The following is a 14,833-nucleotide window of genomic DNA, read 5'->3' on the forward strand; positions in this document are numbered from 1 at the left end:
GGGGACACCATACGGAGGGAATCAGCCGTCGTCACCCCTTGTACGCCAGCTGTGACACCGAAGCACCGGGTCAGGGCACGGGGGGACCCGGCGTTCGGCCCACCGAAGGGTGGGTATAGAGTCTTCCCATCAGCAAGGCAGTGCGGATGTAGCGCAGCTGGTAGCGCATCACCTTGCCAAGGTGAGGGTCGCGGGTTCGAATCCCGTCATCCGCTCAAGATCGAAGGCCGTCTCCCGGTTCGCCCGGGAGGCGGCCTTCAGTCTTTCGGGGGGCGTGATCGCTGTCACAGGCGTCCGTCGGGGTTCACACCGCGGGGGTTTTGTAGGGGTCGTGCTCGGCGAGGAGCTTGTCGAGCCGGGCCTGGTCGACGCGCGAGACCACGGAGGTCTCCTCCTGTCTGTCCCGGACGCACTTCGCCAGCGTGAACGTCGAGGTGACCAGGTAGAGCATGCCGAGGGCGAGGAAGCCGCGGACCCAGCCGTCGACCGGGAGGTACGCGATCCCGCCGGCGACCGCCGCCAGCGCCAGGCCGAAGGAGAGCGCCGCCTGGAGGTAGAAGGCCGTCGTGGTGGGGGACGTGGTGCCGGATTTGGTCATGTGACCACGGTCTCGTCCGGCGGCCGCGACGTCTTGAGCAGTACTACTCAGCCGCGGTTGCGATGCGGCTACAGCTCGTAGACGTCCAGGACCGTCGGGGCGACCGGGGTCAGGTGGGGGTCTTCGCGTTCGGTCACCTGGCCGCGGGCCATGCGGTAGACGCGGAACTCGTTGTCGTGCTCGGTGTCCTGGTCGTCCCAGACGTGGAGCAGGCCGTACGAGCCCGCGGCGAGTTCGCCGACCCGCGTGAAGAGGTCGAGGAGTTCCAGGCCGCGGCCGCCGTGCTTGTCGAAGCCCGCGATGTGGAGCATGGGCATGCCCGCGCTCCAGCGGAGGTCGATCAGGTCGAAGTCGCCCGCGTCGCGGATAGCGCGGTGAACGCGGTCGACCAGGCGCTCCAGGAGGGCCGCGTCGTCGTCGCCGCTCGCGGTCGCCTGGATGGTCACCCAGCCGTGGAATTCGAACACCCGGAGAACGGTAGCAAGAGCTCAGCGGGCCAGTGCGGACGGCTTTCCGTCGCGGCGCAGGACGTTGGTCAGCACGCCTTCGCCGTGGCGCTCGAACGCCGGCACCAGCTTCTCGCCGAAGACGCAGAGCGTGCGCTCCCACGGGTGGCCGAGCGTGCCGAACGAGAAGTCGGACGCCAGGAAAAGGTGGTAGTCCGCGCGCGGGAACACCGGCACCGGCCAGCGGGCGCCTTCGGTCATCAGGAGCGGGCGGACGCGGTAGGACTGGTGCTGCCAGTGCAGGGCCCACAGCCAGTCGTCCGGGCCGCAGACCTCGCGGAACGCGGCCAGTGCGATGGCGGCCACCTGGTGCTCCTCGACCGCGTACGGACCGAGGCGGAACTCGGCGGAGGCGCGGTCCAGGTCACCGGGTGAGAGGTCCCAGGTGCGGGACGGCGCCGGCTCGCGGAAGCCCGGCCAGGCGTGGGCGTAGGTGCTCGGCCAGAACGCCAGCTTGTCGTACACCCAGTACCAGGCGGGCTCGTCGGCGACGCGGGAGAGGGCTTCCCAGGCAGCATTCACTTTTACCAATCCGACCAAAAGTAGGCGGACACGGTCCGCAGCCAATCCGCGCGAGGCGACAGTTTCCGCCGTGACTGCCGTCGGACTGGTAAACCGACGGCACAGTACGACCTCGAAGTTGGCCAGGCACGGAAGAACACGCGAAAGCTTCGTGTTCGACTCTCGGTTTGTCCAGTCCGGGTCCGCCCGCCGCGAGCTGTGTCACTCGACCGGGTGGAGTCTGTCAGGTTGTCACCATGCGCATCGTCCGGGATGGCGCGTCGTGGTGCAGCGACTACGGACCGCCTGTCACCGTACGGTTTGCGCAGCTCAGCGGCCGTGCCGCCGAGGTGCGAGGCCGAGCCGCGGCCCGAACTCGTCGCCGAGGTGCTGCTTCAGAGGACCAGGTAGCCCATCAGGAACTCCTTCTTCTTGCCTTCGCAGCCGGCGTCGAGGGAGTCGAAGTGGCTCGCGCCCGCGTTGCAGCGGTAGAGCGCCCGCGAACTCGCACCGGACGGCGGGTCGGCGTAGATGTACCCCAGCAGGCCGAGGGCCTGCTGGCCTTCGCACTTGCCGCTCTGGTCGGGTGAGGTGAACCAGTCCTTCTGGTCCTTCACCTTGCAGGCGAAGAGCTTCCGCGTCCCCGGCTCGGCCGTCGCGACGAGGGAGCCGAAGACGCCCTCCTTGGTGAAGCCGGCCGGCGGGCCGACCTTCTTCGTGCCGCTGAAGTGGCCGCCATCGGGGTGGTGGAAGCGGATCAGCGGCACCTTCGCCGGGTCGGGCTTGCCCGCGGTGCTCGAGGTCGGCGGGGGTGTCGCGGACGCGCTCGTGGCCGGGGGCTTCTTGTGGCTGGGCGACGCGGTCTTCGTCGGCGCCGGCGTCGACGTCGGCGCCGCGGTCGCGCCCACCGCCACCGGCGTCGGCGTGCTTGGCTTGAGGAGGAAGATCGCGCCGAGCGCGGCGACCACGGCCGCCGCGACGCCGGCCAGCACCAGTGGGAGCCGCTTCTTGCGCGGGCGGTTCCAGTCCACTGTGGTCGGTGAGGGCGCGGCCACCTTCGCGGTCACCGGCTCGAAGACGACCGTCGGCAGCGCCGCCGGGTCGACCGCCTGCGTCGGCGAGTCGGTGATCGCCGTGCGCGCGGTTTCCAGCAGCCCACGCACACCCGACGCGGTCAGCCGGTCCGAAGTGGACTGGGTGAGCAGGCCGCGGACGGCGTCGGCGAGCGGGCCGCGGCAACGCTCCAGCACCGGCTGGTCGTACATGATCGCGTGCAGCGTCGCGGCCGTGGTGGTGCGCTGGAAGGGCGCGCGGCCTTCCGCGGCGTGGAACAGCGTCGCGCCGAGCGACCAGAGGTCCGACGCGGGCGCCGGGCCCGCACCCGCGAACAGCTCGGGCGCCATGTAGCCGGGCGACCCCATGACACCGCCGGTCTGGGTCAGGCCCGGGTCGTCCATCGCCCGCGCGATGCCGAAGTCGGCGAGCTTCACGCGGTCGCCGGGCAGCACCATGATGTTGCTGGGCTTGACGTCCCGGTGCACGATGCCGGCCCGGTGCGCGCTTTCGAGCGCGCTGAGCACCTGCAGGCCGAGTGCGGCGACGCGGTCGTTCGCCAGCGCCCCTTCGCGGCCCACGACGTCGGCGAGCGTGGGCGCGACGACGAGCTCCATCACGATGAACGTGGCGCCCTGCTCGCTGACGACGTCGTACACCGTGACGACGCCGGGGTCGTTGAGCCGCCCCGCCGTCCGGGCTTCCCGCATGACGCGGTCGAGGCTGGTGCCCGGCGGGGTGGCCAGTTCCTTCAGCGCGACCGGGCGCCCGAGCACCTGGTCTTCCGCGCGCCAGACCACGCCCATCCCGCCGCGGCCGAGCTCGGCCGAGATCGCGTACCGCCCCGCGACCAGTCTCATCGTCGCCCCCTGAAAGCTCGGGGGCCGATGCTAGGGGAGGCGCCGGGAAGCCCGGCGCCTCCCCTGGCTCAGGCGGCGTCCCAGAGGGTGAGGAACGCCGAGGCCTCGCTGCGCGCCCAGGGCTTCAGCCGCTCACGATCACGTGCGGACAACTGGTACTCCTTCGCTCGGCGGACGTCGATCACCAGCGCCTCGCCGCCCGGCAGGACGTCGGGCATCGCCTGCTCCAGCACCCACAGCGCGAGCTGTGCCGAGGACTTCGTCAACGGCTCCTCCTTGAAGTAGAGCCAGGTCGCGAACCGGCGGCCGTCGCTTTTGCGCAGCCCCATCTGCGGGCTGACGCCGATCTCCAGCTCGCCGATCCGGCAGCGGCCGCGGCCGACCTCCACCAGCTTCGGTGTCTTCCGGCCGAGGTACCGCAGCCAGCCGTCGGCTATCGCCGCGTAGTGCGGCTTCGTCCGGTCGTCGGCGGCGTTGACGAGCGCGCGCAGCGCCACCTCGTCCTGGTTCGCCGCCCGGCCGGACCGCACCGCGTTGGCCGCCCGCCGGTAGTAGTTGAACGCCGCTCGCGCCGGGTCTTCGTACTGCCTCCGCTGCCGCCGGACGAACGACGACCGCGACGGACCGGAACTCGCGCTGTAGCCCACGAACGTGGACAGGGTGATGTAGGCCATGGCCCTGCCTTCCTCCATCACGCCACCCGCGGACGCGGGCGGCATCTCCCCTGGACAACGCCAATTTTAGAACATATGTACGACAGTTTTCGGCCGCTCGACGGGTGACCCGGGAGGGGACTCCCGAAACCGGCCGACTTGCGCTACGTTGCCGATCAACCTCAAACCGCAACCTCGCAGGTCGGCAGCGCGTGCCAGACTGATGCCCCGAACGGTGGATGGGGGTCCTTGGATGAGCTGGCAGGAAGAGCTTCGCCGTCTCGACGCGGAGCTTGCCGAGGGTCGCATCGAGCCCGCTGACCACCGCAAACAGCGGGATGAGCTGCTCGCACAGGCCTCCGGTTCGACGGTGCCGTCACCGGTGCCTTCGCCGCTACGCCGTCCGGGTGAAACCTGGCGGAGCGCGAACCCCGCGAGCCACCCCACGCCCGTCCACCCGGTGCCGCCGCCGCAGCGCATGGAGTCGCCCCGGCCCGCGCCGTTGCCGCCCCCGCCGTGGCAGCGGACCGGGCTGCCGAAGACGGTCTCGACGAGCCACGTGCCCGCCATCCCCGACCACATGACGACCGCGCCGAGCCCGGCCGACATCACGCCGACCCGCTACCTGCGCGTCGACGGGCCGGCCGAGCAGGGGCCGGGCAGCCGGTTCCCGCCGATCACGCCGCCGGGCGGCGAAGCGCGCCCGCCGCAGCTCGAACCGGACGGCCCGGCGGGCAAGCACCGGTGGGACACCGACGGGCCGTCGTCGGGCCGGCCGACCTGGCCGTTCATCGCGCTGGGCGTGCTGGTGGTGGTCGGCATGGTCGTCGGCGCGACGCTGTGGCTCGGCAAGGAAGACCCGGCGCCCAGCGCCCTTTCGTCGTTCACGCCGTCCGTGACGCAGCCGCCCGCCGCCGCGACGCAGCCGCAGCTGGAGGACCAGGTGCCGCCGCTGCCCGGGATTCAGCACCCGGAGAGCTCGACGATGTCGCTGGCCCGCGGCCTCGACCTGAAGCTGTACCCCAAGGAAGCCGCCCAGGTCTTCTCGCAGCACGGCGTCACGCAGCTCGTGTACCGCGCTTCGTCGGCCGGCGACACCGGGTTCCTCGGTTACGCGATCCCGGCCGAGAACGCCGACGGTGCGAAGGCGATCGTCGGCTACCTGCGCCAGGCCGCCGCGGCCGGCGGGTTCGCCCCGATCGCCGCCGACCCGGCCGCCGTCACCGGCCGCAACGACGACCAGCGGCTGGACGGCACCTGGTACACCTCGGGCAAGGTCGCCATCGTGCTCTGGGCGTCGCAGCCGTTCGACAAGGACAAGAACGAGCTGAAGACCAGCCTCGACAACGCCGTCGCGGTGTTCAAGAAAGCGCTGCCGCCCAGCTGATCAGCCGCGCCGCTCGAGCACCCCGGTGAGCGTGCGGCGGGCGACGTCGGCGCCGAACAGGCGGTCCACCACCGTCTTGCCCTCTTCGGACAGCCGCTGCCACAGCTTGTCGTCCTCGAGCAGCGTGACGATCTCGTCGGCGAGCTCCTCTGCCGAAGCGCCGACGAGGACGTCCTGGCCGTGCGTCAGGTGCATGCCCTCGGCGGCCAGCGGGGTCGCGACCACGGGCACGCCGTAGCCGAGGCTCTCGCCCAGCTTCCCCTTCACCCCGGCGCCGAAGCGCAGCGGCGCGACGACGACCCGCGCCTCGCCGTAAGCGCTGTCGAGGTTCGGGACCCAGCCGCGGACGACGACGCCGTCGCGCTCCAGGTCGAACATCTCCTGCGGCGGGTTGCTGCCGACGATCTGCGCGACCGCGTCCGGACGGCGGCGGCGCACGAGCGGCATGATCTCCTCCGCCAGCCAGCGCGCCGCGTCCCGGTTGGGCAGGTGGTCGAAGCTGCCGACGAACAGCACGCCGGAGCGGCCTTCGGGGACCGCGACCGAGCCGTCGGCGTGGTGCACGTTGGACAGCACCTCGACGCGCGCCGACGGCACCAGCTCGCGCAGCAGCGCACGCTCCACATCGGACACGACGAAGGTGACGTCGGTGGCGCGGGTGAGGCCGAGTTCGGACTCCCGCAGCACTTCGGCGCGTCGCCGCAGCGTGAGCTCTTCGCGCGTTTCGCCGAGCTGCGCGGCCAGGTCGGCCTGCCGGTTGAGCCGGACGAAGTGCAGGTCGACCGTGTCGTAGGCGATGACGCAGTCGGGCGCGTGCTCGCGGACCTGCTCCAGCAGCTGCCAGGCCACGTGCGGGCGGGACAGCACGGCCAGGCTCAGGTCGGCCCCGGCGTCGCGCAGGAACTCGAGCTGTTCGCCGAGCCCGGCCACCACCGTGACGCCCGCGCGGTACAGCGCGTCGGCGTACGGCTCCGGCAGCGCGTTGTTCAGCGGCATGAACACGACACGCTGGCCGAGGCCGACGAGCAGTTCGAGGATGCGGAACATCCGGACCGAGCCGGAATCCTTGTCCGGCATCGGCACCTGGTGGTCGGCGACCAGCACGGTGCCGCCGCGGTGGCCGTCCTTCGTGCGCTGCCGCCCGGCCCAGACCGCGCGCGGGCTCGCCTCGGGGAAGTGGTCGCGCAGCTGGACGCTCCACTTGTCGACGAAGACGCCGCGGTTGAGCTCCTGGTGGCGCTTCACGCCGGAGGAGACGTCCGTGCCGTTGGTGATGCCTTCGTGGTGCACGACGACCGACGCGGGCTGGACCATCGTCCGGTACCCGGCCGCCCGCACGGCGAACGCGAGGTCGGTGTCTTCGTAGTACGCGGGCGCGAAGCGCTGGTCGAAGCCGCCGATGCGCTCGAACAGCTCGCGGCGGACGAGCAGCGCCGCGCCCGAGCAGTAGTCGACGTCGCGCAGTGCCTGGTACCAGGGGGCGTCCGGGTTCTGCAGCCTGCCGTAGTTCCAGCCGGTGCCGTCGGCCCAGATGATGCCGCCGCACTCCTGCAGGCGGCCGTCCGGGTAGACCAGCTTGGACCCGACGAGCCCGACGTCCGGCCGCGTCTCGACGACGGCGACCAGTTCGTCCAGCCAGCCCGCCTTGACCTCGGTGTCGTTGTTGAGGAAGAAGATGAAGTCGCCGCGCGCGTTCTCCGCGCCCAGGTTGCAGGCGCCGACGAAGCCCAGGTTCTTCGGCGCGCGGACCAGGCGGACCCCCGCGCAGCCGGCGACGCGGTCGGCGGAGTCGTCCGGCGACTTGTCGTCGACGACGATCACCTCGAACGGCGTCGCGGGCAGGTGCCGCTGGATCGAGTCGAGGCAGCCGCGGGTGTAGTTCCAGTTGCCGTAGACCGGGATGACGACGCTGACGATCGGCTGGTCGCTGGTGGTCACCGCGACCGGACCCGGGACGCCGGCGGGCTCGCCGGGCAGCACCCCGGCCGGGCGGCCGAGCGCCGTCTCGTAGAAGTCGCGGCGGCGGGTGCCGCGGGGCGCGTACTTCTCGATCGTGCCGCGGTACTTCCCGATCGCGCGCTGGACGAGCGCGGACGTCTCGGCGCGCAGCTTCTCGTTCTCCGCGGCGAGCCTGCCGATGGTCTCGCTCAGGCCGGTGTTGTTGCTGGCGAGCCACTCCAGGCGTTCTCGGTCGTAACCCGCCTTGCGCTGCAGGCGGTTCAGCTCGTCGGCGGCGCGCTGCCGGTCCTCGCGGGCGCGCTCGGCCTGCCGGAGCGCCTCGTCGCGCTCACGCGAAGCTCGCTGCTCGGCCGCGGTCACCTCGGCCAGCTCTCCGGTGAGCCGGGCGACGGACGCCGTCGCCTGGTCGCGCTCGGCTTCCGCGCGGCCCAGCCCGTCACGCAGGCGGCCCGCTTCGGCGGCGGCCCGCGCGACGAGGGTGAGCTTCGGGTCGATCAGCGCCGACGTCGAGGGCACGTCGAGCGGCTCGGCCGACGCGACGGAGACGAAGTACGTGTGGGGCGCGCCCGGTTCGATGACCCAGCCGTCGGCGTCGTCGGGCTGGAGCGCGAAGACCTCCGCGCCGGCACCCGCGCCGTTGTCGTGGATCAGCGACCCGACGGCGACGTTCTGCCGCAGCACGACGACGTGCTCGAAGCTGCCGGCCAGCAGCGAGCGGAACGCCGACTCGGTCAGCTCGTGCACGTGGTACGGGTTCTCGTTGCCGTGGTCGTGCGAGTAGACCTCGATGTCCGGGGTGCTGCAGAGGAACACCCCGCCCGGCGCGAGCCGGTTGCGGACCAGCGCCATCAGCCGGTCCTGCTCGTCGACGTGCTCGATCGCCTCGAAGCACGTGATGACGTCGAAGACCTCGCCGTCGAGCGCGGCCGGGTCGGTGATCGACCCGACCTCGAACCGGACGTGCGGGTAGCGGGCCCTGGCGTGCTCGACGGTCCGCGGGTCGATCTCGAGCCCGACGACCTCGGCGGCCGACCCGGCGACCAGCGCGGCGCCGTAGCCTTCGCCGCTGGCCAGGTCGAGGACGCGCTTGCCGGCGGTGAACCGGCTCGCGAACGCGTAGCGGTGGTAGTGCTCGTAGATCACCTGGAGGTCGTCGGTCCACGGCACGCACCGCTCGCCGGTCCACTCGATCAGGCGCTCACCGCTCGTCCCCTTGCCCATGGCGGGCAGATTAGCGGAGGCTCAGTCCGACCAGGACGTACGCCAGTGTGCGGCGGTCGCCGCCCAGGCCGGCGGTGATCGACCAGTCCGCGTCGAGCGAGAGCCGCACCTGCCGGTGGGCGTCCAGCCGGACCGGCAGCACCTGCTCGGTCAGCCCGGCCCCGACGTCGGCCTTCGCGACCGGGACGCCGTCCACGGACACCGTGACGCTGCCGTGCTCGGTGGCGTCTTCCGGCAGGTAGGTCTTGAGTTCGACGGCCTCGACCGCGGCGGTCGTGAGCAGCGGGAACTCGACCGACGGCGCCGCCCAGTCGTCGTGCGCGACGCCGTTCATCCGCCCGGTCACGAGTCCCGCGCCGCCCACCAGCCGTTCGCCGTTGGTGCCCCCGGGCCGGAACGAGACGCGGCCGGCGGGGTCGACGACGCGGGTGTCGCGCACCGACCGTTCGGGCGTCCGGTTGCCGTGCACCCGCAGCGGCTGCGGCGTGGGGTGGAACAGCGCGGTCAGCCGCGTGCCGGTGACCAGCCCGAGGTCGAGCAGGTTGTCGTCGAGCACGCCGATCTCGTCGATCAGGGCCACGTGCGCGGGGTTGTCCATGTCGAAGTTGTGGCCGTAGATGCGGTCGACGAACGGGTCGATCACGTTGCCGTAGGGCAGGAACAGGCTCGGGTGCAGGTGGTCGAGCAGCACCGGCAGGACGTCCTGGGCGCGGATGCCCTCGAACCCGTCGGCGGCGCAGTCGACGTCCTCGAACCGCTCGTCGGTCCGCCCGGTCAGCGAGTTGTGGCGCAGTTCGGGCGGCAGAGTCACCCAGATCCGGTCGACGACCTCGTGCGCTTCGGGCCACCGGCGGTGCCCGTTGCGGCCGATCATGTCGTGCACGACCAGGACGCCGTCCGCGGTCAGGCTGTGCTTGATCTGGCCGTAGAGGTGTTCGAGGTCCAGCACGTGGTGCAGGGCCTGGAACCCGACGACGACGTCGTGCTCGGCGTCGGCGCGCCAGGTGTTGAAGTCGGCGGTGATCAGCTCGACGCGGTCGGCAACGCCCTGCTCGCGGGCCGACGCCTCGGCGCGCGCCTGCATCTCGGGGTTCAGCTCCAGCAGCCGCAGCCGGACGTTGTCCAGGCCGGCGGCGGTCAGGCCGCGCAGCCAGCCGAGCTCCTGGTCGCCGTTGCCGCTGCCCAGCGACAGCACGACGGCGTCGCGGGAAAGCGCCTTCGCGCGTTCGGCGATCTGCCCGACGATCAGCTCGTCAAGGCCGGGCACGCCGAGCGCTTCGAGCTTCGGGCGCACGTGCCGGTTGGACCACCGGTGCGCCGACGGCGGCAGGTTGCCGTGGATCTCCTCCTGGCCGGCGAAGGTTTCGCGCTCCCTGGCCAGCCGCGCCTCGTAGCCCGGCCCTCGGCCACCGTTCATCGCACGTCCCCTCGGGTTCACCTGTTCCGAGCCGCCTGTCACCGGCCCGGCGCTAGGATACGGCCGTGTCCTCCCGTCCTCCGTCGCAGTTGCCCACGCCGCCACTGCTGCCCAGGACCCCGGAGTCGTTCCTGCCCAAGGAGCACAACCTCTACCGGCCCCGGCACAGCAAGCGCCAGCGCACCGCGCTGGCCTGCGCGGCCTTCTTCTTCGTCACGCCGCTGTTCCTCTCCGCGGTCGGCGTGCGGCCGGCCGCGTTCGAGAACCGGCCGCTGCGCGACTTCCCGAGCCTGTCCGACGGCTTCGGGTTCTTCACCGGCCTGTCCGGCTGGGCGACCGACCACCTGCCGCTGCGCCAGGCCGGCGTCCAGGCCGCCGACGCCGTCGGCACCGGCGTCTTCGGCGACCCGCCCGGGTCCGGCCAGGGCACCAGCCACGACGGCGGCACCGTCGGCGTCGACCAGGGGCACCCGAACACCGGCGACGTCCCGGGGTACGTCTACCCGACCGTGCTCCCGGGCAAGGACGGCTGGCTGTACCTCGGCGAGGACGTCAACGCGCGGTGCCGCCCGGTGATGGACACCGACCACGTCGTCGCCGCCCTGCGGAAGCTGCGGGGCGTGGTCGAGCGGTCCGGGCGGAAGTTCGAGCTGGTCATCGCGCCGGACAAGTACAGCGAAGAGCCGTCGCACCTGCCCGACACCTACGTCGGCAAGCCGTGCGCGCAGGCGCGGACCGCCGAGTTCTGGAACCGGGTGCCGCGCGAGACCGGCGCGATCGACCTGCGGCCCGCGCTCGCCGACGCCGAGAAGCGGGTCGGGCATTCGCTGTACGACCGCAACGACACGCACTGGTCGTTCGACGGCGGCCTGGTCATGACGTACGCGCTGGGCGCGGCCATCCAGCCCGGCAGCACGGCGAACTGGCAGGCGGCGCCGACCGGCGTCCGGCCGTGGCCCGCCGACCTGGCCCGGGTGCTCGGCAAGAACGAGCAGCGCTCGCTGACGACGTACAGCCTCGCCACCGACGGCGGCGCCGACCGGACCCGCTACATCGCGAGCGACTTCAAGACGCCGCTGCACCTGAGCCAGCCGGACGGCGCCAAGCCGAAGGGTTCGATAGCTCCGAACACGGCGGTCGTCGCCGACTCGTTCACCCAGTTCGCCAGCCCGTTCCTGGCCGCGACCTGCCAGGACGTCACCATCGTGCACGCCGAAACGGTCGCGCAGAGCAGCGCGCAGGAGATGGCCGGCCTGTTCGCCGACCGCGACATCGTGACCTTCGAACTGGTCGAACGGAGCGTCATCGGCGGGTCGTCCGCGCTGCTGCGCGACCAGACGATCGACCTGCTCGGTCAGGTGCTCGCCGCCCACCCTCGCTGACGCTGAACCACGCGGAGGTAACGACGGGGTGGTGGGCGACGAACAGGTGAGCACACCCGTGCACAATGACTCCGTGCGGACCTCCGGTTCGCACCAGCAGGCGATATACCCAAGGGGGTACCGGGGTGACCTGGCAGGAAGAGCTGCGCAGGCTTGACGAGGAGCTCGCGGCAGGCAACCTGACGGCCGACGAATACCGGGCCCGGCGCGACCGGGTGCTGTCCATGGCCGTCTCGACCGGCGAGAGCCAGTCGGCGGCCCCCGCCCAGCCCGCGCAGTCGCAGCCGGCCGGGAACGCCGCCGAGACCCAGATCATCCCGCCGGTGTCCCCGCCGCAGCCGCAGCCGCAGGAGAACTCCGCCGAGGCGACGCAGGTCGTCTCCGCGGCCGACGCCGGCGGTGGCGAGCGGACCCAGGTCGTCCCGCAGTGGCAGCAGCAGCACCCCCACTCGCCGTCGGGCGGGTTCCCGCAGCAGCAGCCGCCCCCGCAGTACAGCCAGCACTCCCCCGCCGGCGGGTTCGCCCAGCCGATGCAGCAGCAGAACCCGTGGGGTGCGCAGCAGCAGGACGTCAGCCCGCCGTGGGGCGGTTCGGAGTTCCCGCCGCTGGCGCCGTCGAACAACGCCGACTGGATCAGCCAGGGCCCGGAGAGCTTCCAGACCCAGCCGTCGTCCGGCAAGGGCAAGAAGATCGCGTTCGCGATCGTCGCAGTGCTCGTGGTGGCCGGCCTCGGCTTCGGCGTCTGGGCGCTGTTCATCAAGGACGGCGGTGGCCAGAACCCGCCGGTCGCGCAGAGCTCGAGCCAGCAGCAGCCGCCGCCCGCGCCGACCGTCAAGCCGCTCCCGGAGCCGCCCGCGGCCAAGCCGGAGCCGGCCGACAACTCCGCCGCGCTGGTCACCCCGGCGGGCACGACCCGCGCCGGTGGTGGCGAGTTCGACCTCGACAAGCTGCAGTCGGCCAAGTACCTGCCGACGACGGTCATCGAGAAGGCCAAGCAGAGCGGCATGACCGAAGGCCTGCTCAAGACGACCAAGGACGGCGACGTCACGCTGGGCCTGTTCGCGCTGGAGCTGCCGAACACGCAGGCCGCCGCCGCGGTGGCCGCCGAGTACGGCAACGCGGAGCAGGAAGGCGGCCTGACCGTCAACCGCAACCTGTCGCTGCACGGCGTCCAGGTGTTCTCGGCGGCGGACGCGAACCAGCAGGTCTACCGCGCGGTCTACGTGCTCTACAACCGCGTGATCATCATCGACTCGTTCGGCCCGTCCAAGGACGCGACGCTCAACTCGTTCAAGACGCTGCTGACCGCGCAGGTCCAGAAGGCTCCGCCGACGGAGCGCACCAACAACTGACACTGACCCGAACGGGTGAGTTCGGCCGTGTCGGTGAACGCGGTCCCCCTCCCGGACGCCTCTTGAGCAGAGAGTCGGCCGGGAGAGGAGGCGCCGTGATCTGGATCTGCTTGGTCTCGGTCCTCGCCGTGGTGTTCCTGGTGCGGGCCGTGCGGGTGGTGCGCCGGGTCAGGCGGGCCGACGCGGGCTGACCAGGCCCGACTCGTAGGCCAGCACCACCAGCTGGGCCCGGTCGCGCGCGCCGATCTTCGTCATGATGCGGCTGACGTGGGTGCGCGCGGTGGCCGTCGAGATCACCAGGTGGGCGGCGATTTCGTCGTTCGACATCCCGCCCGCGACGAGCGCGAGGACCTCGCGTTCGCGGTCGGTGATCTCGCGGACTGCGCTGGTGTCGACGCGCCGGTTCTCCGGGCGGCCGACGAACTCCTGGATCAGCCGCCGCGTGACGGTCGGCGCCAGCAGCGCCTCGCCGCTCGCGACCACCCGCAGCGCGCGCAGCAGCTCGACCGGCTCGGTGTCCTTCAGCAGGAACCCGCTCGCGCCGGCGCGCAGGGCTTCGTAGACGTACTCGTCGACGTCGAACGTGGTGAGCACCAGCACCTTCGTCCCGGCGAGATCGGGGTTCGCGGTGATCCGGCGGGTCGCTTCGAGGCCGTCGACGCCCGGCATCCGGACGTCCATCACGACGATGTCCGGGTGGTGCTCGATGGCGAGCGCGACGGCCTGGTCGCCGTCGCCCGCCTCCCCGCACACCTCGAAGCCGTCCTCGGTCTCCAGGAGCACGCGGAACCCGGCGCGGACCAGGACCTGGTCGTCGGCCAGCAGGACGCGGATCATGCTTCCCCCTCGATCGGTAGCTCGACGCACACTTCGAAACCGCCGTCGACCGGCCCGGCGGTGCACCGGCCGCCGAGCGCCGCGGCGCGTTCGCCCATGCCCCGCAGGCCGTGGCCGGGCGTCGGCCGGGCGGTGCCGCGGCCGTCGTCACGCACCTTCAGCGTGAAGGCGCCCGGTCGCCGGTCGAACCGGATGTCGACGCGGGACGGCTGGTCGGCGTGCCGGACGACGTTGGTCAGCGACTCCTGGAGGATCCGGTACGCGGCCGCGTCGACCGGCGCCGGGAGGTCGCCCGGCTCGCCGTGGACGTCGACCGCCAGCTCGGCGTCGCGGGCGTGGTCCAGCAGCTCACCGGCCTGGGCGAGGCTCGGCGCGGGTGCCTTGTCCTCGCCCGAGCGCAGCACGGCCAGGGTCGCGCGCAGGTCCTTGAGCGCGGACGCGCTGGCCGCCTTGATGTTCAGCAGCGCCTCCTTCGCCTGCTCCGGCCGCCGGTCGGCGACGTGCGCGGCGACGCCGGCCTGGACGTTGATCATGGCGAGGCTGTGCGCGACGACGTCGTGGACCTCGCGGGCGATGCGCAGCCGCTCCTGCTCGGCGAGCCGGTGGCGGTGCTCGTCGGCCTGCTCGCGGCGGGCGGCGAGCGCGTCGAGCTGGTACCGCACGGCGGTGCCGACCCCGATCACCGCGACCAGCCAGACGACGAGGAAGCCGGCGCCGAACTCCAGCGCGAACGACCCCGACGTCACGATGTGGACCAGGTAGAGCACGGTCAGCGCGGCGGACCCGGTGATGCCGGCGGTCAGCGGCCCGCGTTGCCGGGTGAGCAGGAAGAGCGCGACGGTCGGGACGAGGATGACCGGCCCGCCGGGCAGCCCGGAGGCGTAGTAGCCGAACGCCGACGCCGTCGTGACCAGGAAGATCATCAGCGGGAAGCGGTGGACGAGCAGCAGCGTCAGCCCGGTGGCGGCGAGCCACGCGGCCGCGGCCGGCGTCATCGGCGTAGCGCCGGGCTGCCAGCGCGACGCACCGCTCGTCGCCCCGAGCACGAACCCGGTCACGACGACGGTGCGCACCACGCGCCCCACCCACGGCGGCCATCTCATGCCG

At 72.0% G+C, this 14,833-nt stretch carries 12 protein-coding genes and 1 tRNA gene; 4 read left to right on the forward strand and 9 right to left on the reverse strand.

Annotation, left to right across the window (positions count from 1 at the left end; genetic code table 11):
• Nucleotides 1–142 precede the first annotated feature (142 nt).
• Nucleotides 143–215, forward strand: a tRNA-Gly gene (locus tag H4696_RS33135).
• An 89-nt stretch (nt 216–304) separates the two neighbouring features.
• Here the strand turns inward: H4696_RS33135 and H4696_RS33140 are convergent.
• The 5 genes from H4696_RS33140 to H4696_RS33160 form a co-directional block, all read right to left on the reverse strand.
• On the reverse strand, nt 305–598 hold the full coding sequence (locus H4696_RS33140) for a YiaA/YiaB family inner membrane protein (RefSeq protein ID WP_086858120.1): 294 nt from the start codon (nt 596–598) through the stop codon (nt 305–307).
• 68 nt (nt 599–666) lie between these two features.
• The gene (locus H4696_RS33145; protein WP_086858121.1) at nt 667–1,065 is read right to left on the reverse strand and encodes an immunity 7 family protein; all 399 of its coding nucleotides are present in this window, start codon (nt 1,063–1,065) and stop codon (nt 667–669) included.
• Between the two features lie 21 nt (nt 1,066–1,086).
• Nucleotides 1,087–1,626 carry a DUF2716 domain-containing protein gene (locus H4696_RS33150; protein ID WP_086858122.1) on the reverse strand — a complete coding sequence of 180 codons (540 nt, stop codon included), beginning with the start codon at nt 1,624–1,626 and terminating at the stop codon, nt 1,087–1,089.
• 374 nt (nt 1,627–2,000) lie between these two features.
• Entirely contained in the window at nt 2,001–3,518 is a 1,518-nt protein-coding gene (locus tag H4696_RS33155) for a serine/threonine-protein kinase (protein WP_086858123.1), read from the reverse strand.
• A 68-nt stretch (nt 3,519–3,586) separates the two neighbouring features.
• Nucleotides 3,587–4,210, reverse strand: coding sequence for a hypothetical protein (locus tag H4696_RS33160; RefSeq protein WP_225955870.1), 624 nt, complete (start codon nt 4,208–4,210; stop codon nt 3,587–3,589).
• Between the two features lie 214 nt (nt 4,211–4,424).
• Here H4696_RS33160 and H4696_RS33165 point away from each other — a divergent pair, with 214 nt between their 5' ends.
• Nucleotides 4,425–5,558, forward strand: coding sequence for a hypothetical protein (locus H4696_RS33165; RefSeq protein ID WP_158104281.1), 1,134 nt, complete (start codon nt 4,425–4,427; stop codon nt 5,556–5,558).
• On the opposite strand, the gene H4696_RS33170 is transcribed toward H4696_RS33165, so the two are convergent.
• Together H4696_RS33170 and H4696_RS33175 are read right to left on the reverse strand one after the other, a co-directional pair.
• Nucleotides 5,559–8,738, reverse strand: a complete 3,180-nt coding sequence (locus tag H4696_RS33170) for a glycosyltransferase (RefSeq protein ID WP_086858126.1) — start codon at nt 8,736–8,738, stop codon at nt 5,559–5,561.
• Nucleotides 8,739–8,748: 10 nt separating this feature from the next.
• The gene (locus tag H4696_RS33175; protein WP_086858127.1) at nt 8,749–10,155 is read right to left on the reverse strand and encodes an SAM-dependent methyltransferase; all 1,407 of its coding nucleotides are present in this window, start codon (nt 10,153–10,155) and stop codon (nt 8,749–8,751) included.
• Between the two features lie 89 nt (nt 10,156–10,244).
• Here H4696_RS33175 and H4696_RS33180 point away from each other — a divergent pair, with 89 nt between their 5' ends.
• Together H4696_RS33180 and H4696_RS33185 are read left to right on the forward strand one after the other, a co-directional pair.
• Nucleotides 10,245–11,537: an alginate O-acetyltransferase AlgX-related protein gene (locus tag H4696_RS33180; RefSeq protein ID WP_192783095.1), complete on the forward strand. Its 1,293-nt coding sequence runs from the start codon at nt 10,245–10,247 to the stop codon at nt 11,535–11,537.
• A 125-nt stretch (nt 11,538–11,662) separates the two neighbouring features.
• Nucleotides 11,663–12,889: a DUF1707 domain-containing protein gene (locus tag H4696_RS33185; protein ID WP_086858128.1), complete on the forward strand. Its 1,227-nt coding sequence runs from the start codon at nt 11,663–11,665 to the stop codon at nt 12,887–12,889.
• Between the two features lie 168 nt (nt 12,890–13,057).
• Here the strand turns inward: H4696_RS33185 and H4696_RS33190 are convergent, their stop codons facing one another.
• Together H4696_RS33190 and H4696_RS33195 are read right to left on the reverse strand one after the other, a co-directional pair.
• Entirely contained in the window at nt 13,058–13,726 is a 669-nt protein-coding gene (locus H4696_RS33190) for a response regulator (protein ID WP_086858129.1), read from the reverse strand.
• Nucleotides 13,723–14,829, reverse strand: coding sequence for a sensor histidine kinase (locus H4696_RS33195; protein WP_192782666.1), 1,107 nt, complete (start codon nt 14,827–14,829; stop codon nt 13,723–13,725). The genes H4696_RS33190 and H4696_RS33195 overlap by 4 nt, the downstream gene beginning before the upstream one ends.
• Nucleotides 14,830–14,833 lie beyond the last annotated feature (4 nt).

The organism is Amycolatopsis lexingtonensis (assembly GCF_014873755.1).
In the GTDB taxonomy this organism is placed as follows: Bacteria; Actinomycetota; Actinomycetes; order Mycobacteriales; family Pseudonocardiaceae; genus Amycolatopsis; species Amycolatopsis lexingtonensis.

Coding starts and splice junctions, on each gene's coding strand:
- H4696_RS33160 (WP_225955870.1), bottom strand. CDS start 4,210: ATGGAGGAAGGCAGGGCCATGGCCTACATCACCCTGTCCACGTTCGTG.
- H4696_RS33195 (WP_192782666.1), bottom strand. CDS start 14,829: ATGAGATGGCCGCCGTGGGTGGGGCGCGTGGTGCGCACCGTCGTCGTG.
- H4696_RS33165 (WP_158104281.1), top strand. CDS start 4,425: ATGAGCTGGCAGGAAGAGCTTCGCCGTCTCGACGCGGAGCTTGCCGAG.
- H4696_RS33190 (WP_086858129.1), bottom strand. CDS start 13,726: ATGATCCGCGTCCTGCTGGCCGACGACCAGGTCCTGGTCCGCGCCGGG.
- H4696_RS33175 (WP_086858127.1), bottom strand. CDS start 10,155: ATGAACGGTGGCCGAGGGCCGGGCTACGAGGCGCGGCTGGCCAGGGAG.
- H4696_RS33140 (WP_086858120.1), bottom strand. CDS start 598: ATGACCAAATCCGGCACCACGTCCCCCACCACGACGGCCTTCTACCTC.
- H4696_RS33155 (WP_086858123.1), bottom strand. CDS start 3,518: ATGAGACTGGTCGCGGGGCGGTACGCGATCTCGGCCGAGCTCGGCCGC.
- H4696_RS33170 (WP_086858126.1), bottom strand. CDS start 8,738: ATGGGCAAGGGGACGAGCGGTGAGCGCCTGATCGAGTGGACCGGCGAG.